General features: G+C 62.9%; 24 protein-coding genes. 14 read left to right on the forward strand and 10 right to left on the reverse strand.

What is annotated here, in order from left to right:
* Positions 1–230: 230 nt before the first annotated feature.
* Together E5E96_RS08890 and E5E96_RS08895 are read left to right on the forward strand one after the other, a co-directional pair.
* Complete coding sequence (locus E5E96_RS08890) at positions 231–1,202, forward strand: TAXI family TRAP transporter solute-binding subunit (protein ID WP_171281953.1); 972 nt, start codon at positions 231–233, stop codon at positions 1,200–1,202.
* A gap of 102 nt (positions 1,203–1,304) precedes the next feature.
* Complete coding sequence (locus E5E96_RS08895; protein ID WP_171281954.1) at positions 1,305–3,857, forward strand: TRAP transporter permease; 2,553 nt, start codon at positions 1,305–1,307, stop codon at positions 3,855–3,857.
* Between the two features lie 58 nt (positions 3,858–3,915).
* On the opposite strand, the gene E5E96_RS22745 is transcribed toward E5E96_RS08895, so the two are convergent.
* On the reverse strand, positions 3,916–4,038 hold the full coding sequence (locus E5E96_RS22745; protein ID WP_257497662.1) for a hypothetical protein: 123 nt from the start codon (positions 4,036–4,038) through the stop codon (positions 3,916–3,918).
* 9 nt (positions 4,039–4,047) lie between these two features.
* Positions 4,048–4,188: a hypothetical protein gene (locus E5E96_RS08900; protein WP_016349126.1), complete on the reverse strand. Its 141-nt coding sequence runs from the start codon at positions 4,186–4,188 to the stop codon at positions 4,048–4,050.
* Positions 4,189–4,376: 188 nt separating this feature from the next.
* Between E5E96_RS08900 and E5E96_RS08905 the strand changes: the two genes are divergently transcribed.
* Positions 4,377–5,003: a lysoplasmalogenase gene (locus E5E96_RS08905; protein ID WP_011704333.1), complete on the forward strand. Its 627-nt coding sequence runs from the start codon at positions 4,377–4,379 to the stop codon at positions 5,001–5,003.
* A gap of 90 nt (positions 5,004–5,093) precedes the next feature.
* On the opposite strand, the gene E5E96_RS08910 is transcribed toward E5E96_RS08905, so the two are convergent.
* Together E5E96_RS08910 and E5E96_RS08915 are read right to left on the reverse strand one after the other, a co-directional pair.
* Positions 5,094–6,647, reverse strand: a complete 1,554-nt coding sequence (locus tag E5E96_RS08910; protein WP_011704334.1) for a DHA2 family efflux MFS transporter permease subunit — start codon at positions 6,645–6,647, stop codon at positions 5,094–5,096.
* Positions 6,647–7,699, reverse strand: a complete 1,053-nt coding sequence (locus tag E5E96_RS08915; protein WP_016349127.1) for an HlyD family secretion protein — start codon at positions 7,697–7,699, stop codon at positions 6,647–6,649. Before E5E96_RS08915 ends, E5E96_RS08910 begins: the two co-directional genes overlap by 1 nt.
* A gap of 96 nt (positions 7,700–7,795) precedes the next feature.
* Between E5E96_RS08915 and E5E96_RS08920 the strand changes: the two genes are divergently transcribed.
* The gene (locus E5E96_RS08920) at positions 7,796–8,698 is read left to right on the forward strand and encodes a LysR family transcriptional regulator (RefSeq protein ID WP_171281955.1); all 903 of its coding nucleotides are present in this window, start codon (positions 7,796–7,798) and stop codon (positions 8,696–8,698) included.
* Between the two features lie 56 nt (positions 8,699–8,754).
* Entirely contained in the window at positions 8,755–9,069 is a 315-nt protein-coding gene (locus tag E5E96_RS08925) for a DUF2007 domain-containing protein (protein WP_011704337.1), read from the forward strand.
* Positions 9,070–9,083: 14 nt separating this feature from the next.
* Here the strand turns inward: E5E96_RS08925 and E5E96_RS08930 are convergent, their stop codons facing one another.
* Entirely contained in the window at positions 9,084–10,367 is a 1,284-nt protein-coding gene (locus E5E96_RS08930) for a dicarboxylate/amino acid:cation symporter (protein ID WP_026080178.1), read from the reverse strand.
* A gap of 208 nt (positions 10,368–10,575) precedes the next feature.
* Between E5E96_RS08930 and E5E96_RS08935 the strand changes: the two genes are divergently transcribed.
* Both E5E96_RS08935 and E5E96_RS08940 read left to right on the forward strand, forming a co-directional pair.
* Positions 10,576–10,821, forward strand: a complete 246-nt coding sequence (locus tag E5E96_RS08935; protein ID WP_171281956.1) for a YecH family metal-binding protein — start codon at positions 10,576–10,578, stop codon at positions 10,819–10,821.
* A gap of 103 nt (positions 10,822–10,924) precedes the next feature.
* A complete protein-coding gene (locus E5E96_RS08940) occupies positions 10,925–11,524 on the forward strand; it encodes a YhgN family NAAT transporter (RefSeq protein ID WP_010635400.1) in 600 nt (199 codons plus the stop codon).
* 105 nt (positions 11,525–11,629) lie between these two features.
* Here E5E96_RS08940 and E5E96_RS08945 read toward each other — a convergent pair whose 3' ends face one another.
* Positions 11,630–12,598 (reverse strand): LysR substrate-binding domain-containing protein, encoded by a 969-nt coding sequence (locus E5E96_RS08945; protein WP_065480118.1) that lies wholly within the window; start codon positions 12,596–12,598, stop codon positions 11,630–11,632.
* A 273-nt stretch (positions 12,599–12,871) separates the two neighbouring features.
* On the opposite strand from E5E96_RS08945, the gene tatA reads away from it, so the two are divergent.
* The 3 genes from tatA (at position 12,872) to E5E96_RS08960 (ending at position 15,000) form a co-directional block, all read left to right on the forward strand.
* Positions 12,872–13,033 carry a twin-arginine translocase TatA/TatE family subunit gene (tatA, locus tag E5E96_RS08950; protein ID WP_073348682.1) on the forward strand — a complete coding sequence of 54 codons (162 nt, stop codon included), beginning with the start codon at positions 12,872–12,874 and terminating at the stop codon, positions 13,031–13,033.
* Between the two features lie 14 nt (positions 13,034–13,047).
* Positions 13,048–13,350, forward strand: a complete 303-nt coding sequence (locus E5E96_RS08955) for a YfcZ/YiiS family protein (RefSeq protein WP_016349132.1) — start codon at positions 13,048–13,050, stop codon at positions 13,348–13,350.
* A 225-nt stretch (positions 13,351–13,575) separates the two neighbouring features.
* Entirely contained in the window at positions 13,576–15,000 is a 1,425-nt protein-coding gene (locus E5E96_RS08960; protein ID WP_171281957.1) for a lytic transglycosylase F, read from the forward strand.
* Between the two features lie 7 nt (positions 15,001–15,007).
* On the opposite strand, the gene E5E96_RS08965 is transcribed toward E5E96_RS08960, so the two are convergent.
* On the reverse strand, positions 15,008–15,154 hold the full coding sequence (locus tag E5E96_RS08965; protein WP_168755950.1) for a hypothetical protein: 147 nt from the start codon (positions 15,152–15,154) through the stop codon (positions 15,008–15,010).
* A gap of 77 nt (positions 15,155–15,231) precedes the next feature.
* Between E5E96_RS08965 and E5E96_RS08970 the strand changes: the two genes are divergently transcribed.
* Positions 15,232–16,485 carry a phospholipase D family protein gene (locus tag E5E96_RS08970; protein WP_171281958.1) on the forward strand — a complete coding sequence of 418 codons (1,254 nt, stop codon included), beginning with the start codon at positions 15,232–15,234 and terminating at the stop codon, positions 16,483–16,485.
* A 479-nt stretch (positions 16,486–16,964) separates the two neighbouring features.
* Here the strand turns inward: E5E96_RS08970 and E5E96_RS08975 are convergent, their stop codons facing one another.
* Positions 16,965–18,083 carry a fatty acid desaturase gene (locus E5E96_RS08975; RefSeq protein WP_171281959.1) on the reverse strand — a complete coding sequence of 373 codons (1,119 nt, stop codon included), beginning with the start codon at positions 18,081–18,083 and terminating at the stop codon, positions 16,965–16,967.
* Between the two features lie 149 nt (positions 18,084–18,232).
* On the opposite strand from E5E96_RS08975, the gene fabR reads away from it, so the two are divergent.
* Positions 18,233–18,853, forward strand: a complete 621-nt coding sequence (gene fabR, locus E5E96_RS08980; protein WP_171281960.1) for an HTH-type transcriptional repressor FabR — start codon at positions 18,233–18,235, stop codon at positions 18,851–18,853.
* A gap of 20 nt (positions 18,854–18,873) precedes the next feature.
* A complete protein-coding gene (locus E5E96_RS08985; RefSeq protein WP_171281961.1) occupies positions 18,874–19,239 on the forward strand; it encodes a YijD family membrane protein in 366 nt (121 codons plus the stop codon).
* Positions 19,240–19,277: 38 nt separating this feature from the next.
* Here the strand turns inward: E5E96_RS08985 and E5E96_RS08990 are convergent, their stop codons facing one another.
* Positions 19,278–19,589: a DUF1145 domain-containing protein gene (locus E5E96_RS08990; RefSeq protein ID WP_171281962.1), complete on the reverse strand. Its 312-nt coding sequence runs from the start codon at positions 19,587–19,589 to the stop codon at positions 19,278–19,280.
* The gene (gene rsmD, locus E5E96_RS08995) at positions 19,573–20,202 is read right to left on the reverse strand and encodes a 16S rRNA (guanine(966)-N(2))-methyltransferase RsmD (protein WP_171281963.1); all 630 of its coding nucleotides are present in this window, start codon (positions 20,200–20,202) and stop codon (positions 19,573–19,575) included. Before rsmD ends, E5E96_RS08990 begins: the two co-directional genes overlap by 17 nt.
* A gap of 110 nt (positions 20,203–20,312) precedes the next feature.
* Between rsmD and ftsY the strand changes: the two genes are divergently transcribed.
* Positions 20,313–22,250, forward strand: a complete 1,938-nt coding sequence (ftsY, locus tag E5E96_RS09000; RefSeq protein ID WP_171281964.1) for a signal recognition particle-docking protein FtsY — start codon at positions 20,313–20,315, stop codon at positions 22,248–22,250.
* Positions 22,251–22,283 lie beyond the last annotated feature (33 nt).

Below are 22,283 nucleotides of genomic sequence, written 5' to 3' on the forward strand. Positions count from 1 at the left end.
TTAATCGAAGCCGTTATGACTCTTTAGTTGGCCCCCTCGGGGCCAATTATCTTCGGTTGGCATGAAGCCGACTGTCTCACCACAGGATGCTGGTGGCTTTTTGGGGAACGTTCGCCGTTCACCCGATTCCTCATATCGAGGTCATGGGCAACCGCCGACGCAGAACGGTGGTTTGTCCGGCATTCGCCCGTGGAACGGGCGAGCTGAATCAATCAAAAAGGATGAACAACATGAAAGGATTATCCCTGGCGTGTGCCCTGTCGGCTGTCCTGGCCGGCGTCTCGTTCGGTGGCCCGGTGCAGGCGCAGGAGCGCTTCGTGACCATAGGCACCGGCGGTCAGACCGGTGTCTACTACGTGGCGGGCCAGTCCATCTGCCGCTTCCTCAATCGCGGCGCCGCCGATCACCAGATCAAGTGCAATGCCCCGGCCAGCGGTGGCGGGGTGGCCAACGTCAACGGCATCCGCAGCGGTGAATTCAACTTCGGCATCATGCAGTCCGACCATCAGTACAAAGCGATGAAGGGGCTGCCGCCGTTCCAGGCCGAGGGTGCCATGGACGACATGCGCGCCGTCTTCTCCCTGCAGAGCGAGGTGTTCACCATCCTGGCCCGCAAGGACGCCAAGATCGCCGGCTTCGACGATCTCAAGGGCAAGCGGGTCAACATCGGCAACCCGGGCTCCGGCCAGCGCGACACCTTCGAAGAGATCATGGCGGTGAAGGGCTGGAAGAAGGGCGACTTCGGCCTGGTCTCCGAGCTCAAGCCGGCCGAGCAGGCCTCGGCATTGGGTGACAACAACATCGATGCCATGAGCTACTTCGTCGGCCACCCCAACGGCGCCATCCAGGAAGCCTCCACCACCACCGATGCCGTGCTGGTCCCGGTCACCGGCGCCGACATCAACAAGCTGCTGGCCGAGAAGAGCTACTACAGCAAGGCCGAGATCCCGGGCGGCATCTACAAGGGCAGCGACCAGCCGACCCCGTCCATCGGCGGCAAGGCGGTACTCTCCACCAGTGCCAAGGCGGATCCGGAAGTGGTCTATCAACTGGTGAAGTCGGTGTTCGACAACTTGGATCGTTTCAAGCGCCTGCACCCGGCCTTCGCCGACCTGAAAGAGGCCGACATGATCAAGGTGGGTCTCTCCGCCCCGCTGCATGAAGGGGCTGCCCGCTACTACAAAGAGCGCGGCTGGCTCTGATAGCGGGCCCAAGGGCCGCTGTCACTCTCTTCGACACCCGCCTGCCGCAGCCCGTGGCAGCGGGTGTCGTGTCGTTGTACTCGTTGGCACAAGTTAACCCCTATGCAAGATAAACAACTCTCTACCGAGGAACTGATCGCCCAGGATGTGGGGGCGCGTCTGCCGCTCGGCATCATGGGTGGGTGCATCACCACCCTGGCGCTCGCCTGGTCGCTGTTCCAGCTCTGGATCGCTTCGCCGCTGCCCTTCATGCTGGGCTTCGGCGTGCTCAATGACACCGAGACCCGTGCCATTCACCTCACCTTCGCCCTGCTGCTGGCCTACCTGGTGTTCCCGGCCTTTCGCCGCTCGCCGCGCGACCGGGTACCGCTCGGCGATCTGGCGCTCGGGCTGGTGGCCGCCGGCGCCGCCTCCTATCTGTTCGTGATGTACGAGGCGCTGGCCCAGCGGCCGGGTAACCTCACTACCGCCGATCTGGTGACCGCCTGCATCGGCATCCCGCTGTTGCTGGAAGCCGCCCGCCGCGCCTTGGGGCCAGCCCTGGCGGTGATCGCCCTGGTGTTTCTCGCCTACAGCCTGGCGGGGCCCTGGATGCCGGGCCTGCTGGCTCACCGCGGGGTGAGCTTCACCGCGCTGGCCAACCACCAGTGGATCACTACTGAGGGGGTGTTCGGCATCGCCCTCGGCGTCTCCACCAGCTTCGTGTTCCTGTTCGTGCTGTTCGGTGCCCTGCTGGAGCGGGCCGGTGCCGGCCACTACTTCATCCAGCTCGCCTTCAGCCTGCTCGGCCACCTGCGCGGTGGCCCGGCCAAGGCGGCGGTGGTCGCCTCCGGCCTGACCGGCCTCATCTCCGGCTCCTCCATCGCCAACGTGGTGACCACCGGCACCTTTACCATTCCCATGATGAAGAAGGTGGGGTTCAGCTCGGAGAAGGCGGGGGCGGTGGAAGTGGCCTCCTCGGTCAACGGCCAGATCATGCCGCCGGTGATGGGGGCTGCGGCCTTTCTGATGGTGGAGTACGTGGGCATCCCCTACGTCGAGATCATCAAGCACGCCTTTCTGCCGGCGACCATCTCCTACATAGCGCTGCTCTACATCGTCCATCTGGAGGCGCTCAAGCTCGGCATGCAGCCCATCGGCGACCATCAGCCCAAGCCCTGGCTGCGCCGGCTGACCGGCTTTGCCTTTGGCGCCGCCCTGATCAGCGGGCTGTCGATGGCGGTCTACTACGGCCTGGGCTGGCTCAAGCCGGCGCTGGGCGACTATGCGCTGCCTGGCATCGCCTTGCTGCTGGCCGCCACCTATCTGGGGCTGTTGAAAATTGCCGCCAGCAATGAGCCGCTGGCGGCGGAAGATCCGGACAAGCCGCTGACCGAGCTGCCCAACACCCGTACCGTACTGCTCTCCGGCCTGCACTTCCTGCTGCCGGTGGTGGTACTGGTGTGGTGCCTGATGGTGGAGCGCCTCTCGCCCGGGTTGTCGGCCTTCTGGGGTACCGTCATGCTGGTGATCATACTGCTGACCCAGCGCCCGCTGCTCAACTGGCTGCGCAGCGATGGCCGGCACGATTACGGCTCCCTGCAGGACGGCTTGATCGATCTGCGAGAGGGGCTGGTGGCCGGTGCCCGTAACATGATCGGCATCGGCATCGCCACCGCCACGGCGGGGATCATCGTCGGTGCCGTCTCCCAGACCGGGGTTGGTCTGGTGCTGGCGGATCTGGTGGAGATGCTCTCCATGGGCAACCTGCTGCTGATGCTGCTGCTGACCGCCCTGCTGAGTCTGATCCTCGGCATGGGGCTGCCCACCACCGCCAACTACATCGTGGTCTCCAGCCTGCTGGCGCCGGTGGTGGTGACGCTCGGGCAGCAGAACGGGCTGATCGTGCCGCTCATCGCGGTGCACCTGTTTGTGTTCTACTTCGGCATCATGGCCGACGTGACGCCGCCGGTGGGGCTCGCCTCGTTCGCGGCGGCGGCCGTCTCCAAGGGCGATCCCATCAAGACCGGCATCACTGCCTTCTACTACAGCCTGCGCACCGCGGCGCTGCCGTTCCTGTTCATCTTCAACACCGACCTGCTGCTGATCGACGTGGACTTTGCCCACGGGGTGCTGATCTTCATGGTGGCCACCGTTGCCATGCTGATCTTCGCCGCCGCCACCCAAGGTCATTTCCTGGTGAAGAGTCGCTGGTACGAAAGCGTGCTGCTGTTGCTGGTGGCCTTCACCCTGTTCCGCCCCGGTTTCTGGATGGACATGCTGCACGATCCCTATCGCGAGACGCCGCCGGCCCAACTGGCCCAGACCCTGGGCGAGGTGGAGGCGGAGAGCACCCTGCGGCTGCGGATCCAGGGTGAGGATGCGGTGGGCAAGCTGCGTCAGTCGACCGTGCTGCTGGCGGTGCCGGCAGGGGAGGATGGGGAAGCCCGCCTCGCCAGCCTGGGGCTCGCGCTCTATGAGCAGGATGGCAAGACCCTGATCGACAGCGTCACCTTCGGCAGTCCGGCGGCGGCAGCCGGCATGGAGTTTGACCAGGAGATCCTGGTGGTCAAGGCCCCCACCGAGCGCTGGCGCAAGGAGCTGATGTGGCTGCCCGGTTTCCTGCTGTTTGCGTTGATCGTCTGGCTGCAACGGCGCCGGGTGGTGCGAGCATAAACAGGGTCAATAAAAACGGCGCCATCATGGCGCCGTTTTCATGCTCCCCGCTGGGGGCTTATTCTTGCGGATCCTGCTCCTGCAGCAGGCTCAGGGTCTGTTGTCCCACCTGGCTCAGGCCAAGCAGCTCGCAGGCTTGCTCGGAGCTGATGCCAAGGCGGCACACCATGATATCCATCACCGGGAGGGATTATTCCTGCGGATCCTGCTCCTGCAGCAGGCTCAGGGTCTGTTGTTCCACCTGGCTCAGGCCCAGCTGTTCACAGGCTTGCTCGAAGCTGATGCCAAGGTGGCACATCATGATATCGATAGCGGGCAGATAGTTTTTCATTGCGTCTTCCATGGTGATCCTCCGGACCCGTCCCTTATGCCCGAACAGGGTGGGCGGGACAATTAGACTTTAGGCGTAGACTGCTCGTTTGCTGAGCGCCTCTGCCACTGGGCGGGGGAATTTGTTACTCTGCTTGTCAGCAAGAAGATGTTGCCGTATGACTGCGAGCAACACGTGAGGAGCAGGGCATGTTATTGAGTTTCTTGATCATCGCATCGGGCTGGTGGCACATTCGTGCGGCCTATGGCTCAGACTCCCGTCAGTTCTACATCAGCAAGCCGTTGACCATGCTGCTCATCATAGCGCTGGCCTTCGGCTATCAGAGCTATGACCACGACGGTTCCCACGCCTGGATCCTGCTCGGTCTCTGCCTGTCGCTGGCCGGCGACGTGCTGCTGATGTTGCCGAGCGACCGCTTCATCCAGGGGCTGGCGGCGTTTTTTGTCGCGCACCTCTGCTACATCGTCGGCTTCGCCCAGGGGCCGCTGGTGCTGAATCTGGTGGATGGCCTGCTGTTGCTGCTGGTGGCCGGCATGGTGTTCGGCCTGCTGTGGGGCAAGCTCGGGGAGATGAAGGTGCCCGTGTTCTGCTACATGCTGGTGATCATCGGCATGGCCTGGGTTGCCGCCGGCGCCTGGCATGCCTCCCTCACCGCCGGCAGTGCCGCCGCCCTGGTGGGGGCGCTGATGTTCCTCTTCTCCGACAGCATGCTGGCGCTGGACCGCTTCCGCCGCCCCTTCCCCCATGCCACCGCCTGGGTGATGACCAGCTACTTCGCCGCCCAGTTTCTGATTGCCGCCTCGTTGGCAGGGTGACTGTGGCTGAGTTGTCCCCTCACCAAGGGGCGTGTGCAGACAAAAAAACGGGCCCTCAGGCCCGTTTTGCTATTCCATTTTCATCGTTTTTCACGCCTCGAGCGGTTCGGCATCGGCTGCCCTGGGGGCGGGCTGCTTGAGCAGCAGCATCAGGCCGCTGGCGAGCAGCAGGAAGATGCCCATCACGAAGAACACCTGGTTGTAGGCCATGATGGCCGCCTCCCGGCTGATGGTGTTCGACAGCATGGCCTGGGCCTGCTGGCGGGCCAGCTCGGGGCCGGAGCCCTGCGCCATCATGGTCTGGGCCAGCTGCAGCAGGTAGCTCTGTCCCTCTATGCTGCTGGCGGCCAGGGTGCTGCTGATCTGGCTGACATGGATGCGGGTGTCGTTGTCGATCAGGGTGGCGATGATGGCGATGCCGAAGGCGCCGCCCAGATTGCGCAGCACGTTGAGCAGGGTCGAGGAGGAGGGGATCTCGTCGTGGGTCAGGCTGGCGGTCGCCACCAGGGAGAGCGGTACCATGATGAAGGGCTGGCCCAGCGCCCGTACGATGAGCGACTGGATCAGCTGGGGCCCGGCGTAGTCGGCACTCATGTTCATGTTCATGAAGCAGCTGACGGCGAACACCAGAAAGCCGAAGCTCACCAGATAGCGCGGATCTATCTTGTGGGTCAGTCTGGGCACCAGCGGCAGCACCAGCAACTGCGGCAGCCCCATCCACATCAGCACCTCACCGATTTCCAGCGCGTTGTAGTTGTGGATCTGGGTCATGTAGAGCGGCAGTACATAGATGGACCCCATCAGCGCCATGCCGAGTACCAGATAGGCGAAGCAGGCCAGCGCAAAGCGCGGGTTGTGCAGCAGCCGCAGGTTGACCAGCGGGTGGCGCCGCAGCAGCTGGCTGATGACGAAGAAGACCAGCGCCACCACCGAGATGACGGTGAGCCGCACGATGAAGCTGGAACCGAACCAGTCCTCCCGGTTGCCCTCTTCCAGCACCACTTCCAACAGACCCAGTCCCACCGCCATGGTGACGATGCCGATGAGGTCCACCCGCTTGATCACCTCCCAGTCCACCGGCTTCTTGTCCAGCCCGTGGGCCAGCATGGCCATCACCAGCAGTCCCGGCGGCACGTTCATGTAGAAGATGTAGTGCCAGGACATCTGCTCGGTCAGCCAGCCGCCCAGGGTCGGCCCGATGGCGGGGGCGAAGGTGGCGCACAGGCCGAACAACGCCATGCCAGTGGCCCGCTTGTGCAGCGGCAGCAGACTGACGATGAGGGAGAAGGCCATCGGGATCAGCGCCCCGCCGGTGAAGCCCTGCAGCGCCCGAAAGACGATCATGCTGGTGAGGTTCCAGCTGAATGAGCAGAGCACGGAGGCGACGATGAAGGCGCCGGTGGTCCACAGCAGGTAGCGCCGCACGCTCAACCCCCGGCTCAGCCAGCCGCTCAGCGGGATGGCGATCATCTCCGCCACCAGATAGGAGGTGGAGATCCAGGAGCTTTCGCTCAAGGTGGCCGACAGGGCTCCCTGAATGTCCTTCAGGGAGGCGTTGGTGATCTGGATGTCGAGGATGGCCATGAAGGCGCCGATGAGGCCCCCCATGACCGCGATCCAGTTGCGACGCGGTATGGGTTCCATCAGTGGGCCGCAACCACGGGATCAGGGCTGCGGGTGTCGACGATCACCTCGGTGGAGAGGCCCGGCAGCAGCTTGCCCGCCAGCGGCCCCGGCTCCGGAATACGGATCTTGACCGGCACCCGTTGCACGATCTTGGTGAAGTTGCCGGTGGCGTTCTCCGGCGGCAGCAGGGCGAACTTGGCGCCGGTGGCGGGGGCCAGGCTGTCGATGATCCCCTCGACCGGCTGATCCGGATAGGCATCCAGGATCACCTCCACTTTCTGGCCGGGCTGCATGTGGAGCAGCTGGGTCTCCTTGAAGTTGGCTTCTACCCACACCTGCTGCAGCGGCACCAGGCTGGCCACCTGCATGCCGGACTGGACGTAGAGCCCCGCCCGCAGACTGCGCTTGCCGATGATGCCGTCGGCCGGAGCCCGCAGCTCGGTATAGGCCAGCTCCAGCTTGGCCTGCTCCAGCTGGGCGGCGCTCAATGCCAGCTTGGCCTGGTTCTGCTTGGCCTCGGCATCCAGCACCAGCAGCCGCTCGCGGGCGGCCTGCAGGGCCGCTTTGGCCTCCAGCTCCTGGGCCTGATTGACCTGCAGGCCGGCCCGTACCTCGTCCAGGCTGTCCTGGGAGCTGTAGTGGCGCTGGTTGAGCTGGCTGACGCGGCGTACCTGTTGCTGGGCCCGCACCTGTTCGGCATTGGCCGAGCTGACCTTGGCTTCGGCCTGGCGAATGAGGCTCAGCTGCTGGGTGCGGGTGGCGGCGAGATTTTCCGCCGTCGCCTGATTGAGGCGCAGGTCGGCTTCAGCCTCGGCCACCTTGGTCTTGTACTCCCGATCGTCGAGGCGGGCGATGAGCTGGCCGGCCTTCACCGGCTGGTTGTCGGTCACCAGCACTTCGCTGATGTAGCCGGACAGTTTGGAACCGATGCCGGTGACCTCGCTCTGCAGGTAGGCGTTGTCGGTGCTCTCGAAATAGCGGCCATGCAGATACCAGTAACCGGCAAACAGCAGGCCGAGCAGGGCCAGGATCATGGCTGCCAGCAGGGGGATCTTCTTGTGTTGACTCATGTGGGGGATTCCTGAACTTAAGAGAGGCAGGCTAACACTGGCCGACTGTTTCGATTAGTATCCATTTATGAGATATACAGTTTCACTGGTGCAACAATGGATCTGAACGCTGCATTGATTCTAGTGCGGATCGTCGACAAGGGTTCCTTCACGGCGGCCGCCCAGGAGCTGGGCATGACCAAGGCGACGGTGAGCCGGCGCATCGCCGAGCTGGAGCAGCGCCTCGGCGTGCGGTTGCTCTATCGTTCGACCCGCCAGCTCACCCTGACCGAGGCCGGCGAGCAGTACTATCTGCGCTGCAGCAAGGCGGTGGACGAGCTGGCTCAGGCCGAGCTGATGGTGAGCGCCAGCCAACAGGAGGTGACCGGCACCCTCAAGCTGGCGGTGCCCATCGAAGCGGGGCAGCTGGTGGTGGGCAGGCTGGTGGCGGAGTTTCTGCAGGCCTATCCCGGCCTGCAGGTGGAGCTGGAGCTGACCAATCGCATCGTGGATCCCATCAATGAGGGGCTGGATGCAATCGTGCGGATCGGTGACATGAGCGATTCGAACCTGGCGGCGCGGCGGCTGTGGAGCAACGCCCGCCTGATCTGTGCCAGCCCGGCGTACCTGTCGCGCAGCCCCGCCATCACTCATCCCGAGGATCTGGTGCATCATGAGCGGGTGGCGGTGACCAGCGGCTTTCTGGCGTCGCACTGGTGCTTCGAGCGGGATGACAAGGAGGTGCTGGTTGACCCTCCCTCCCGCTTTAGGGTTAATAATATAACCTGTGCCAGAGAGGCGGCGAAGGCCGGGCTGGGGCTCGCCTCCCTGCCCGCCATGCTCTGCCACGAGGAGCTGGCGAGCGGGAGCCTGGTGTCCGTGCTGCCCGAGTGGCAGCAGCCCAGGGTACCGATTTACCTGCTGTTTCCGGAGCGGCGGCTGATGCCGCGAAAATTGCGGGTGTTCATTGACTTCATCGTGGCCAAGGGGGCCGACTACGGCATAGATACCCTGCTGTAGCCGGTCAGAGGCGGTGCCGTGGTCACGGCATCGTGAGTGGATCTGAGGGGGAAGACATGGATCACTGGATCAATCTGTATCGGGCTTCCCATTCGCTGGAGGCCCATGCCCTGAAAGGGGCGCTGGAAGTGGAAGGGGTGCCGGTGCGGCTCAATGGCGAGGCGCTGTCGGGCGCCCTGGGCGAACTGCCGGTGGATCTGCTGCAGGTGACCCTGATGGTGCGCGAACAGGATCGCAGCAAGGCGGGGCGGGTCATCGAGCGCTATCAGCAGCGCCAGGGCAACGGCTGGCTGTGTGGCCAATGCGGGGAGGAGAACGGCGCCAACTTTGATGTCTGCTGGCGCTGCCACCACGATCCCCACGAAAATTAATCGCTCGCCCTGTCTCAGCGCAGGGTGAAGTCGATGTCCTCGCCCGCGCTGGCGTCGTGATAGGTCGCCAGATCCAGCTCCCGCTCGCTGCGGGCAATCAACACGGATACCAGAATATCGCCGGAGACGTTGACCGTGGTGCGCGCCATGTCGAGGATCCGGTCGATCCCGGCGATCAGCGCCACCCCTTCCAGCGGCAGTCCCACCGCGGTCAGCGTCAGCGTCAGCAGCATCAGGCCGGTACCCGGCGTGCCCGCCGTGCCGATGCTGGCCAGGGTCGCGATGCTGATGATGGTCAGGTAATCCACCATGTGCAGATCCACCCCGAAGGCCTGGGCCACGAACAGGGCCGTTACCCCCTGATAGAGCGCGGTGCCGTCCATGTTGATGGTGGCGCCGATGGGCAGCACCTTGGCGGTGATGGCGGGAGAGACCCCGAGCCGGCGCTCGGCGCAGGCCAGGCTGATGGGCAGGGTGCTGTTGCTGGAGCTGCTGGTGAAGGCCACCGCCTGGGCATCGACGATGCTCTTGAAGTAGTGCAGCGGATTGAGGCGAGCCAGCAGGATCAGCAGGCTGCTGTAGACGCCGAGTACGTGCAGCAGACAGCCTAGGTAGACGGCGCCGATCACCTTGAGCAGCGGCAACAGCAGGCTCATGCCGTACTTGCCGGTCATCCAGGCCATCAGGGCGCAGACACCGTAAGGGGCCAGCGCCATCACCATCTGGGTCAACTTGAACATCCCCTCTGCCAGCGAGGTGAAGAACAGGATGGCGGGGCGGCCGCGCCGACCGGTGGCGTTGAGGGCGAGGGCGAGGGCCACCGCGAACACGATCACCTGCAGGATCTTGCCATCCACCATGGCCTGCACCGGGTTGCGCGGCACCAGATGGCTCAGCACGCTGGCCAGGGTGGGGGATTCCGCCATGCCGACCCGCTCATAGGGCCCCATGTTGGCGCCCATGCCGGGCTCCAGCAACCAGCCCATCATCAGGCCGATGCAGATGGCGACCGCGGTGGAGCAGAGGTAGAGGCCGATGGCCTTGCCGGCGATCCGATCGAGGGTCTTGCCCTTGAGCAGCGAGGTGAGGCCGGCGATGACCGAACAGAAGATGAGGGGCACCATCAGCATCTGGATGGTGTTGACGAACAGCACGCCGATGGGCTTGAGCAGCAACGCCTGCTCGCTGAAACCGGCGCCGAGCCCGATCCCCGTCAGCATGCCGAGCAGGGTCTTCAACCAGAGCGGGCGGCGGGTCCAGATCCGCCAGGGCTTGAAAGCCAGTCCATGGAACAGCATGACGCCAATGTCCTTATATTCGGTCTGCGGTGGCAAAAAGGGGCGTTAGTGTAGCCATCCCCTGCTCAGGTTGCCACATTATCGACAAAGCCGCGGCCATCACCAGTACGGATGCAGGGAAATCGGCAATTTGTTGGCCTATATCAAGGTCGTCGGCAGTGGGGCAGGATTTAATAGGTATCAAATATGTCTATTCAAGAGGTTTGCAATGACTCAATCGGTACACGGTCACGAAGTGATGGAGATGATGCTGGCGCAAGGCGGCCAGTTTACCCGGGCCAGCCTCAAGCAGGCCATCGACGAGCGCTTCGGTGCCGAGGCCCGTTTCCACACCTGCAGTGCCAGCGAGATGGATGCCGAGGTCCTGATCGACTTCCTGGCCAAGCGCGGCAAATTCATCGAATCGGAGCAGGGTTTCCAGACTCACGCCGACAAGATCTGCAACCACGGTTGATCCCTGCCGGCGAGCGCCCGCCGCGCTCGCCGAATCCCGCCGCCTTTGTTATATTTCGCCCTCTTTCCCCCTCCTTTTGTTGAAGGCTTAGCCTGGGCGTTGTATGGACACTTTCTCCGCTGCCGTCATGTTGTTTCTGATCATGGATCCGCTGGGCAACCTGCCGGTCTTCCTGTCGATCCTGCGTCATATCGATCCCAAGCGGCGGCGCAAGGTGATGATGCGGGAGCTGCTGTTTTCACTGGTGATCATGATGGCCTTCCTGTTCGTCGGCCAGCAGATCCTCAATTTCCTCAACCTGCGGCAGGAGGCGGTCAGCATCGCCGGCGGCATCATCCTGTTCCTCATCGCCATCAAGATGATCTTCCCGAGTGAAGGCGGGGTAACCGGACTGGCTGCGGGTGAAGAGCCCTTCCTGGTGCCCATGGCCATCCCCATGATTGCCGGTCCCTCGATCCTGGCGTCCTTGCTGCTGCTGGCCAACCAGGAGCCGACCCGGATGGCGGACTGGTCGCTGGCACTGTTGATGGCCTGGGGCGCCAGCGCGGTGATCCTGATGTTCTACGAGGTATTCAACAAGCTGCTGGGTGAGCGAGGACTCACCGCGGTGGAGCGTCTGATGGGCATGCTGCTGGTGATGATCTCGGTGCAGATGCTGCTCGACGGGGTGCACCACTACCTGGCGGTGACCGGTCAGAACTGACCGGTTGGCATGCCAACAGAAAAGACACGGGGCTCGACGAGCCCCGTTTTTTTGCCTGTGATCCGGCGTTGTGCCCGTCAGGGTCTTGCGGCCCTGTGCCGACAATCAGGCCGGTTCGGCAGCAGTGGGCTCCAGCTTGCCCATGATGAGGGTCAGCAGGGTTTCCCGCAGCCAGCGGTGGCCAGGATCCTCCTCGTGGCGCTGATGCCAGATCAGCAGGTGGGAGATGCTGTCGAGGGCGATGGGCAGCGGCAGCGGCACCAGCGGATAGACCTGGGTGGCGTGGCGGGCGTAGAGCCGGGAGAGGGTCACAATCATGTCCGAGTGCATGCCCATCCGCAGCGCCGCCTCGAAGGAGGGCACGGTCGCCTCGATGCGGCGATAGAGATCCTGCTCCGCCAGCTTGTGATCCAGCATCCAGCGATCGCGCCCCTCGCAATAGGTCTGCACGTGGGGATAGGCCAGGTAGCGGGTGAGATCCCACTCGGGTTCGTGCAGGGCGGGGTGGTCGTGCTGCACCAGGCAGGTCAGATCGTCGATGGCGAGCAGCCGCTGGCAGATGGCGTTGGGCAGGGTGTCGAGCCGAAAGTCCGAGTTGATGCAGTTCTCCCGCACCGTGAAGGCGATGTCCACCTGGCCCTGGCTCATCTCGGTCAGGCTGTTCTCGGTCCACTCCTCGTAGCGCAGCCGGATGCCGGGGGCCTGTCGTTTCAGCTCGCTCAAGTAGAGCGGGGCGAACAGGGTGAAGGCGCTGTCCATGCTGGCGATGACGAACTCCCGCTCGGTGGTGGACGGGTCAAAATCCGGTGGCTGGATCAGGTTGTCGAGCGACAGCAGGATGGGTTGCAGTTGCTGCTGCAGGCTGAGGGCGCGGGCAGTGGGTTCCAGTCCGTAGGCCGAGCGCACGAACAGGGGGTCGTCGAAGGTTTCCCGCAGCCGGCCGAGCGCTTTGCTGACGGCAGACTGGCTCAGGTGCAGCCGACGGGCCGCCCGGCTGCCGTTCCGTTCTTCCAGCAATACTTGCAGGATAATCAATAGATTGAGGTCGATGCGCCCCAACTGTTCCAGCAGCATGATATGAATCCTCTTCAATTCTTGGATGAATTTATACCATTTGTTTTCATATCTAGGCGAATTTATGCTCGAAACGTCTCTCGCCTTCGATGGCGGCTGGTACAGGATGTAGTGGTTGAGGGGACAAGTAGCATCAAGCAATACGGCGACCCTGGGTCGCCGTATTTTTTTAGTGATTTATTTGCAAACTTGCACCTGTCTTGATTTTGCCCAACAATCTTTGCGCCTTCTTTTGATACAAACAATCGGTATCTATCAGTCAGGAGTATCCCTATGGGACTCGGTGGAATTCATATCTGGCATTTGTTGATCCTGCTCGTCGTCGTGGTCGTGGTGTTTGGCAGCAAACGCCTGGCTGGCGCCGGGGAAGATCTGGGCACCGCCATCAAGGATTTTCGCAAAGCCTTGCGTGACGATGAATCACAGCCGAAATAAGTGGGAGTTGAATGATGTCCGTAGAAGATAAAGTGGAATTGAACGAGACCTGTGACAGCTGCGGCTGCTTCGCCGAAATTGGTACCATCATCGGCGAGGGTGACGATGTGATGGAGCTGGTGATCGAGGCCGCTGCAGAAGCCGACGCTCGCGCCAAGCTGGCCGCCTACGAGGCGCTGGCCAAGCAGGTCACTGCCGAAGCCAAAAGCAGCAGCGAACTCAGTCAGGGCGCCAACGGCGTGATCCTGAAAGCCCGCCTGCAATTCACCTGCACCGCCGAAAAACTCATTTTCGAGATGCGTGCCCGCTCTATCTGAGCCTGCTGATGACACGGCAGGCTTGCCTGCCGTGTTGACCCTTCTGCTGTGGGTCCGCGTTCTATAGTTAGTTATCCCACAGACGGTTTTGCCCGACGCGAGTCGGCCAACAGAAGGCGATCTCATCATGGTTCAGCGCTGGCTCTTCGCCATTTTCCCCACCTTTATTTGCCACCCGTTTGACGGGATCTCGCTCGCAGCGAAGCAACCGCAGGCGCTTGCATCATGAGGCTGCGCTGGTTGTGGGGTCTGCTCGCTCTGTGTGCGCTGCCGCTGCAGGCGGCGGATCTCAAGCCGCAACGGCTACCCCAGCCCGGGGATCTCGCCAGCATATTGCAAAAGAAAGAACTCAGGGCTCTGGTGGTCTATGAGCGGGGTTTCTTCTTCTTCGACAAGGGGGCCCAGCACGGCATCCTGGTCAACCAGCTGCAGGGGTTCGAGCGCTGGCTGAATCAGACCTACCTGGTCAAAGAGAAGATCAAACTCAAGATCATCTATATCCCGGTACGCCAGGACAAGCTGCTGGACTACCTCACCGAAGGACGGGGGGATCTGGTGGCCGCCAACATGACGGTGACGCCGACCCGGCGCGAACAGGTGACCTTCTCCAACCCGGTGATCGCTCCCATCGAAGAGTGGGTGGTGAGCCAGCACAGCCTGCCGACCTTCAACCGCATCACCCAGCTCTCCGGCCGGCGGGTCTGGGTGCGGGCCAGCTCCAGTTATTACGAGAGCCTGCGCCAGCTCAACTGGCTGTTTCGCGAGCTGGGGCTGCCGCCCATCTATATCGAGACGGTGCCTGAATATCTGCAGGACGGGGATCTGCTGGAGATGGTGGCGGCCGGCATCATACCGCTCACCGTGACCGACAGCTTCAAGGGGCGGATCTGGCTCGGCATGATCAGCGGGCTGCGAGCCCACAAGCTGATCCCGCTGCGGGACAACGGCCGCAGCGCCTGGGCCCTGCGCAACAACACTCCCGAACTGCTCAAGGCGGTCAACGACTATCTGGCCGATGCCGGCAAGCGCACCCTTTACAGCGACATGGCTCTGCGCCGTCTGCTGGCGCGCAACGACCAGATGAGCAACATATTGGCGCCGGATCCGCTGGGCAGGCTGTCGACCATCCGCAAGGTGCTGGAGCAGCAGGCCGACAAGTACCGGCTGGACTGGCTGATGCTGGCGGCGCTGGCTTACAAGGAGTCTGGCCTCAATGCCAATATCCGTTCCGAACGGGGAGCGGTGGGGATCATGCAGCTGTTGCCGAGCACCGGCGGCGAGGTGGGCATTCGCGGTGCCCGGCTTGCCAGCCTGGAGGGCAATGTGGAGGCGGCTTGCCGCTATATGCGGTTGATCCTCGACACCTATTTCAATGATCCCAAACTGGATGTGCTCAACCGCCACCTGTTTGCGCTGGCGGCCTACAATGCCGGCCCGAACCGGGTGCAGGCGCTCAGGGCCAAGGCCGAGGCCGCCGGGCTGGATCCGAATGTCTGGTTCGGCAACGTGGAGCAGCTGGTGGCCAACGAGGTGGGCCAGGGGCCCATCAACTATGTGAGCACCATCTACAAGTACTATGTGGCCTACCGCTTCAGCCTGCCCCAGCTGGAGGGCAAGGCGGCCGCCATCGAGGCGGTGGCCCAGCCCTGACGTCCTGCTAGTGCGGTTGGGCGGGCGGGGCGAAGGGCTGCCAGGCCTGATCCTTATGCTGCAGATACCAAGGGGCCAGCTGGCCACTCGGCGAGGGATCCGGCTCACTGGCCTGCGGTCTGTGACTGATGGCGGGGCGATCCGTGAGTTCCATGGTAAATTCCTTCATCCTGTTGCTACGAGGCCCTTAGCCAGCGTTATGCCATTTCCTCATGACAGGCGGATGACGCCATGATCCCCGCTGAATTCGCCCTGATAGACCAGCCCGAGCTGGCACTCAAACTGCGCTGCCAGCTGATCCGCGGCGCCAGAAGCCGGATCCAGGCCCAATACTACAGCTGGGAGGAGGACAGCAGCGGCAAGCTGTTGCTGGCGGAGCTGCTGCATGCCGCCCGGCGCGGGGTGCGGGTGCAGTTGCTCATCGATGACCTCTATGCCGGCGACAACCGTTTCCTGGAGATGGTGGCCCATCAGCCGGGTATCGAGGTGCGCCTGTTCAATCCCTTCTGGCTGCGCGGCTGGCGACCGCTGACCCTGCTGCTGGAAGGGCTGCTCAGCTTTCGCCGCATCAATCACCGCATGCACAACAAGCTGTTGCTGGTGGATGGCCGCCAGGCGGTGATCGGCGGTCGCAACATCGGGGACCGTTACTTCGGGCTCGGTGGGGCGCCCCAGTTCGTCGATCTGGATCTCGCCTGCCGCGGCCCGCTCTGCCAGCAGGCAGAGCAGGGTTTCGATCAATTCTGGCGCAGCCGCTGGAGCCACCCGATCCGCCGTCTGCTGCGGCGCCCGTTGCAACGGGCCGAGGTGCAGGTGGTGAACGACTTTCTGCTGACGATGAACGAGCCGCAGGTGGCGGCCGTCTATGATCTGCCCGCCCGCCTGTTTGATCCCGAACCTGTTCCCCTGCGCTGGCATGCCGGAGAGGCAGAAGTATGGTTTGATCGACCCGGCAAGGGGCTGGTGTCTCGGCCCACCACCGCACGCCTGCTCTGGCGCAAGCTGGCCGACAACCAAGGCACGCTGAGTCTGGTCACCCCTTATCTCATCCTGACCCGGGGGCTGCGCCGCCGGCTCAGACAGCAGCGGCAGGCGGGGGTGAACATTGACATCCTGACCAACTCCCTGGCCAGCACGGATGTGCCGCTGGTGTACGGCGCCTACCGCCGTCACCGCCCCTGGCTGATACGGCAGGGCATTGCACTGTCGGAGCTGGAGGGGGAGTCGCTCAGTCTGCACGCCAAGCTGATCCTGGTGGGGGAGGAGGAGGCGCTGCTCGGCAGCTTCAATCTGGATCCGCGCTCTCTGCTGCTCAACACCGAGCTGGTGCTGCATCTGGCTTGTCCCGCGCTGTGCGCCGAGTTGCAGCAGTGGCTGGCGACCTGGCAGCAACGCTCTTCCCACTCGGTGGCGGCCCCGCCCTCCACCCTGCGCCGCCTGCTGGCCAGGGTCAGTGACTGGTTGCCGCTGCAGCGCTGGTTGTGAGCGGGCCGAGCGTGTGCGAGATCTCGCAAAGCCTTGTGCGCCTTCGAGGATAACGTTTGCCATCCTATGGCGATGAACTGGTTTATCGTATTGTTTTTAATCGAATTGTTTTCTGACTGAAGTTCCATGAAGGGTTGCGGCTTGCATACATGGGCGCATAAAACGGTTTTTTATTTTATTTATCTGCGTAATATTTCAACTGCAAGGACAACACGGTGGCTTACCGCCGTGCGGAAGAGGGTCGTGAAGGGAACTGGCCGACTGGATTGCTCCAGCAGGCACCTGCTTCAGATGGGTAGCGGAAACTCAGGAAACAGGGGCAGTACCCGACAGGACCGGATTCCAATATGGAACATGCTATTTGCGAGGGGGTGACATGCGAGTGTCACCCCATTTTTTATGGCTCGCTGGCTGAGTCGTGCCCAGAAAAAGACCGCCAATCGGCGGTCTTTTTCTTTGTTCAGTCCAACGTTCCAGGGTCAGGCGATGCCTGCCAGCAGTCGGCTCCAGTTGCGTTTGGCGGCGATGAAGGCATCGTGCAGGTTGCGATACTCCAGCTGCAGCTTCAGTTGGTCGTAGCGGGCCAGCGCCTTGCGCTTGCGCTGCTCCAGCAGGCGTTTGCGGCTGGCGTAGTAGTGCTGCAACTGCTGGTTCAGCTTGTCGTACTCCTCCTGCAGCAGGGCCTGCCACAGCTCCCTGTCATCCTGCTTGCGCAGCTTGGCCTGGGCCCGTTTCAGCTGCATCTCCAGCCTGGCCTGCTCGATCCGCTCTTCCGGACAGGCGCGCAGATCCCGGGTCAGCCCGCACCAGGAGGCACTGCGGATCAGCCACTTGGTGGGATCGAACTGCCACCAGTGGATGCCGTTGCGATAATCGTTCTCGAACAGGTGGTGAAAGTTGTGGTAACCCTCGCCGAAGGTGAAGAAGGCCAGGATGCCGTTGTCCCGTGCGCTGTTGCGGTCGGTGAAGGGCTGGCTGCCCCAGATGTGGGCCAGCGAGTTGATGAAGAAGGTGGTGTGATGAGTCATCACCATGCGCAGCACCCCGGCCAGCAGCAACATACCGAGCAGATCGCCGTGGACGAGCCCCAGCAGCAGCGGGATGCCGATGTTGGTGGCCAGGGTCAGCGCCAGATAGTGCTTGTGCTGGAAAACGACGATGGGGTTGCTCTGCAGATCCCGCACATTGCTGTAGTCGTGATAGGTGTCGCCCTGGTATTCGCGCAACATCCAGCCGATGTGGGAGTACCAGAAACCGCGTCCTGCACTGTAGGGATCCTGCTGGTTGTCATCCACGTGGCGATGGTGGCGGCGATGGTCGGAAGACCAATGCAGGGCCGAGTTTTGCAGGGCGAGGGCACCGCCGATGGCGAAGATCCACTGCAGGATAGGGTGGGCCTTGTAGGCCTTGTGGGACCAGAGCCGGTGGTAGCCTGCGGTAATGGAGATGCCGCAATAGCAGAACAGCAGCAGGAAGCTGCCCCACTGCCAGAGGTCATAGCCATGGGTCATGCCGTACCAGGGCACGGCGATCAGTGCGGTCAGCCCGGAGAGGGCAAACAGCAGGGTGTTGGTCATGATGATCGGGGGGCGTTCCATCTCACTCGGTTCCTTTCAGCGAACAGCTGTGCGCCATTCTCCATGCAGCCAGAATTCGGGTCAATGGTAAAAAAGTAGGAGACAAACCTGATCCTGGCGCAGCCTTCGGGTTATCATTTGGCCTCGATAACCTGAAGGTGACTGTTTTCGTGGGTATTCGCGCGCAACAAAAAGAAAAAACCCGGCGTACTCTGATCGAGGCGGCGTTCAGCCAACTGTGCGCCAACCGCAGTTTTTCCAACCTCAGCCTGCGGGAAGTGGCACGGGAGGCCGGCATCGCGCCCACCTCCTTCTATCGTCACTTTCGCGACATGGAGGAGCTGGGACTGACCCTGGTGGATGAAGGCGGCCTGACCTTGCGCCAGCTGATGCGCCAGGCGCGCCAGCGCATCGCCGGGGGCGGCAGCGTCATCAGCACCTCGGTGCAGACCTTCATGGAGTTCGTCGAGAACAATCCGAACATCTTCCGGCTGCTGCTGCGCGAGCGCTCCGGCACCTCGGCGGCATTTCGGCAGGCGGTGGCGCGGGAGATCCAGCACTTCATCGCCGAGCTGACCGATTACCTCGAGGCCACTATGGGGGCACCGCGGGAAGAGGCCTACATCCAGGCCGAAGCCATGGTGACCATCGTCTTCAGCGCCGGTGCCGATGCCCTCGACATGACCAGCGAGGAGTGCCGGGCCCTGTCCGATCGCACCATCCGTCAGCTGCGCATGATCGCCATGGGCGCCGAGGTCCAGAACCAGAAGCGCCGTGCACCTCTCTCTTAAGTCAAAGGATGGACAGCTCCATGCATGATCAGAACCCGATCCCGAAGAAACCCCTGCTGCTGGCCCTGCTCATCGGCATCTGTGGTGATGCCTCTCTGACGGTCTTGTCGGAGTCGGCCGTGCCCTTCTCCTTCTTCCCGATGATCGCCCTGATGCTGGCTGCCTATCAGCTCTACCAGCACTATCGTCATGTCTCGCTGGATGGCAACACACCCGTTTGCATGCTGCTCTGCTTCTTCATCGGCGTGTTCGGCCACTCGGCGCTGGTCAAGGTGCAGTACCCCGAGCTTGGCAGCAACTTCTTCTCGCTGATCATGATGTTGCTGCTGCTGGCCGTGCTCTCCATCAAGCTCGGCATCAGCGTGGGGAAAAAAGAGAAGGAGTGACCAGCACTCCTTCCTGAACCACCATGACAGAGCCGGGATCACCCGGCTTTGTTGTCTGTGCCGTGCTGTTTGGCATCGACGATGGCCTGCAGCCTGGCGCGGATCTCCACCATGCCGAACACCCCGAATACCAGCACCTGGGTGAACTCGAGCCGGCTCATCGCGAAGTAGGGCTTGCAGGCTGCCTTGACCATGCTGGCCTGCACCCAGTGCATCAGGGCCACGATCACGCCGCACACCGGCAGAAAGCCGTTGAGCTTGCCCGGCAACGGGGCGATCAGGCTGACCAGCACGCCGAACCAGAAGAACAGGATGAGGCCCATCGCCAACAGATTAAACACCCGCTTCATCGTTTACCTCCCGCAGATAGAGTTGATAGCAGACTTGGCCTGCCTGTTTGTCTTTGAGTAGTTGCCAGCTGGCCGGCAGCGGCAGATCGGCCATCTCCTTCTCCCGCTCCAGATAGATGAGGGCGTCCGGCGCCAGCCAGCCGCGTTGCTCCAGCAGCTCGCACACCTGAGGCAGCAGCTCGCGGCGAAAAGGGGGATCCAGAAACACCAGATCGAACGGCGTGGCCGGCCCCTGCAGCCAGCTGACGGCATCGGACTGGATCACCTGACCCTGGCTGCTGCCGAGGGTGGTCAGGTTCTTCTTGATCTGGTCGGCGGCGCCCTTGTCCATCTCGATCAGGGTGACCTGCTCGGCATAGCGCGACAGCGCCTCCAGCCCCAGGCCGCCGCTGCCGGCGAACAGATCCAGACAGCGGGTGCCACGGACATGCGGAGCCAGCCAGTTGAAGATGGTCTCCTTGACGCGATCCGTGGTGGGTCTGAGTCCTTCCACATCCCTGACCGGCAGTTTGCGGCCTCGCCACTGACCGCTGATGATTCTTACAAAGCCCGATTTCCCCTGCTGGGCTAGGCTCTTGCTCGGGCCGTTACGGCTGGATTTCACTCTGGGCATCGCGTTTCGTCGTCAGAAAATAAAGTGGTAGTATAAGGCGGTTCATTTTTATGCCGACCCGCCGAGGGACGGCTATCTTAGCAGTCAGCCTTTGATGTGAGTATTTTTAGATGGCAAAAGGTTTGTTTTCCTGGCTGGGTTTCGGCCGCAAGAAAGAAGAGGCTGAGGCTGTCCAACCACAGACACCGCAAGCCACCCCGATTACCGCTGAGCCCGAGGTCGCTGCTGCCCCCGCTCCCGTTTCCGATCCTACGCCAGCCGTGGCGGCTGAAGTGCCCGCCAGCGCACAGAATTCCGTTTTGCACGATGATTGCTGCCCGCCTGCCGAGCTGGACGACCATGGTCCGCTGGTGGTGGAGGAGTGTGCCTCCGATCTGGAGCCGGTGATCGTCAATGAAGCCCTGCTGGCTGAAGAGGAACGTGCCGCTGCCGAAGCGCAGGCGCAAGAGGCTGCCCGTGTTGCTGCCGAGCTCAAGGCTGCGCAAGAAGTTCGTATTGCCGCCGAGGCTCGCTCTGCAGAAGAGACTCGCATTGCCGCTGAGGCCCGCGCCGCAGAAGAGGCACGTATTGCCGCTGAGGCCCGCGCCGCAGAAGAAGCCCGCATTGCCGCTGAGGCCCGTGCCGCAGAAGAGGCACGTATTGCCGCTGAGGCCCGCGCCGCAGAAGAAGCCCGCATTGCTGCCGAAGCCCGCGCTGCAGAAGAGGCTCGCATTGCTGCCGAAGCCCGTGCCACGGAAGAGGCTCGTCTTGCCGCCGAAGCCCGCGCCGCAGAAGAAGCCCGCATTGCTGCCGAAGCCCGCGCCGTGGAAGAGGCTCGCATTGCTGCCGAAGCCCGCGCCGTGGAAGAGGCTCGTATTGCTGCCGAAGCCCGTGCCGCAGAAGAAGCTCGTATTGCTGCCGAAGTCCGCGCCGCAGAAGAGGCCCGTATTGCTGCCGAAGTTCGTGCCGTAGAAGAGGCCCGTATTGCCGCCGAAGCGCAGGCTGCCGAGGAAGCCCGTCTCGCCAAAGAGGCCCAGCGAGCGGAAGATCTGCGCCTGGTCGCCGCGATGGAGGCTGAGGCCGCTGCCCTGGCCGCTCTGCCGCTGGCCGCCAAGGTGGACGACGACACCCAGGAGAAGCCGCAGCGGGAGGGCTTCTTCGCCCGCCTCAAGCGCAGTCTGGTGCGCACCCGGGAGAATATCGGTTCCGGTTTCTTCGGCCTGTTCCGTGGCAAGAAAATCGACGACGAGCTGTTCGAGGAGCTGGAGACCCAGCTGCTGACCGCCGATCTCGGTGTCGATACCACCAGCCGCATTATCGAAGGGTTGGTGCAGCACGCGGATCGCAAGCAGCTCAAGGATGCCGAGGCGCTCTACGGCCTGCTCAAGCAGGACATGGGCGAAATGCTGGCCAAGGTCGAGCAACCGCTGGTGATCGACACCAGCAAGAAGCCTTATGTGATCCTGATGGTGGGCGTGAACGGCGTCGGCAAGACCACCACCATCGGCAAGCTGGCCAAGCAGTTCCAGGCCGAGGGCAAGAGCGTGATGCTGGCCGCCGGCGATACCTTCCGTGCCGCCGCCGTCGAGCAGCTGCAGGTGTGGGGCCAGCGCAACAACATTCCGGTGATTGCCCAGCATACCGGCGCCGACTCCGCCTCCGTCATCTATGACGCCATCGAGGCTGCCCGCTCCCGCGGCGCCGACGTATTGATCGCCGACACCGCCGGCCGCCTGCAGAACAAGAGCAACCTGATGGAAGAGCTCAAGAAGGTGGTGCGGGTGATGAAGAAGCTGGACGATGCGGCGCCCCACGAGATCATGCTGACTCTGGATGCAGGCACCGGCCAGAACGCCCTGAGCCAGGCCAAGCTGTTCAGCGAGGCGGTGGGCCTGACCGGCATCACCCTCACCAAGCTGGACGGCACGGCCAAGGGCGGCGTCATCTTCGCGGTGGCCGACAAGTTCCAGATCCCGATCCGCTACATCGGGGTGGGCGAGGGGATCGACGATCTGCGTCCGTTCGTCGCCAACGACTTCATCGAGGCGCTTTTCAGTCGCGAGGAGTGATCTCCTTCGCGATGAGCAAGCTCGGGCGCCGCG

The organism is Aeromonas sp. 1805, from assembly GCF_013085525.1.
GTDB classification, from domain to species: Bacteria; Pseudomonadota; Gammaproteobacteria; order Enterobacterales; family Aeromonadaceae; genus Aeromonas; species Aeromonas hydrophila.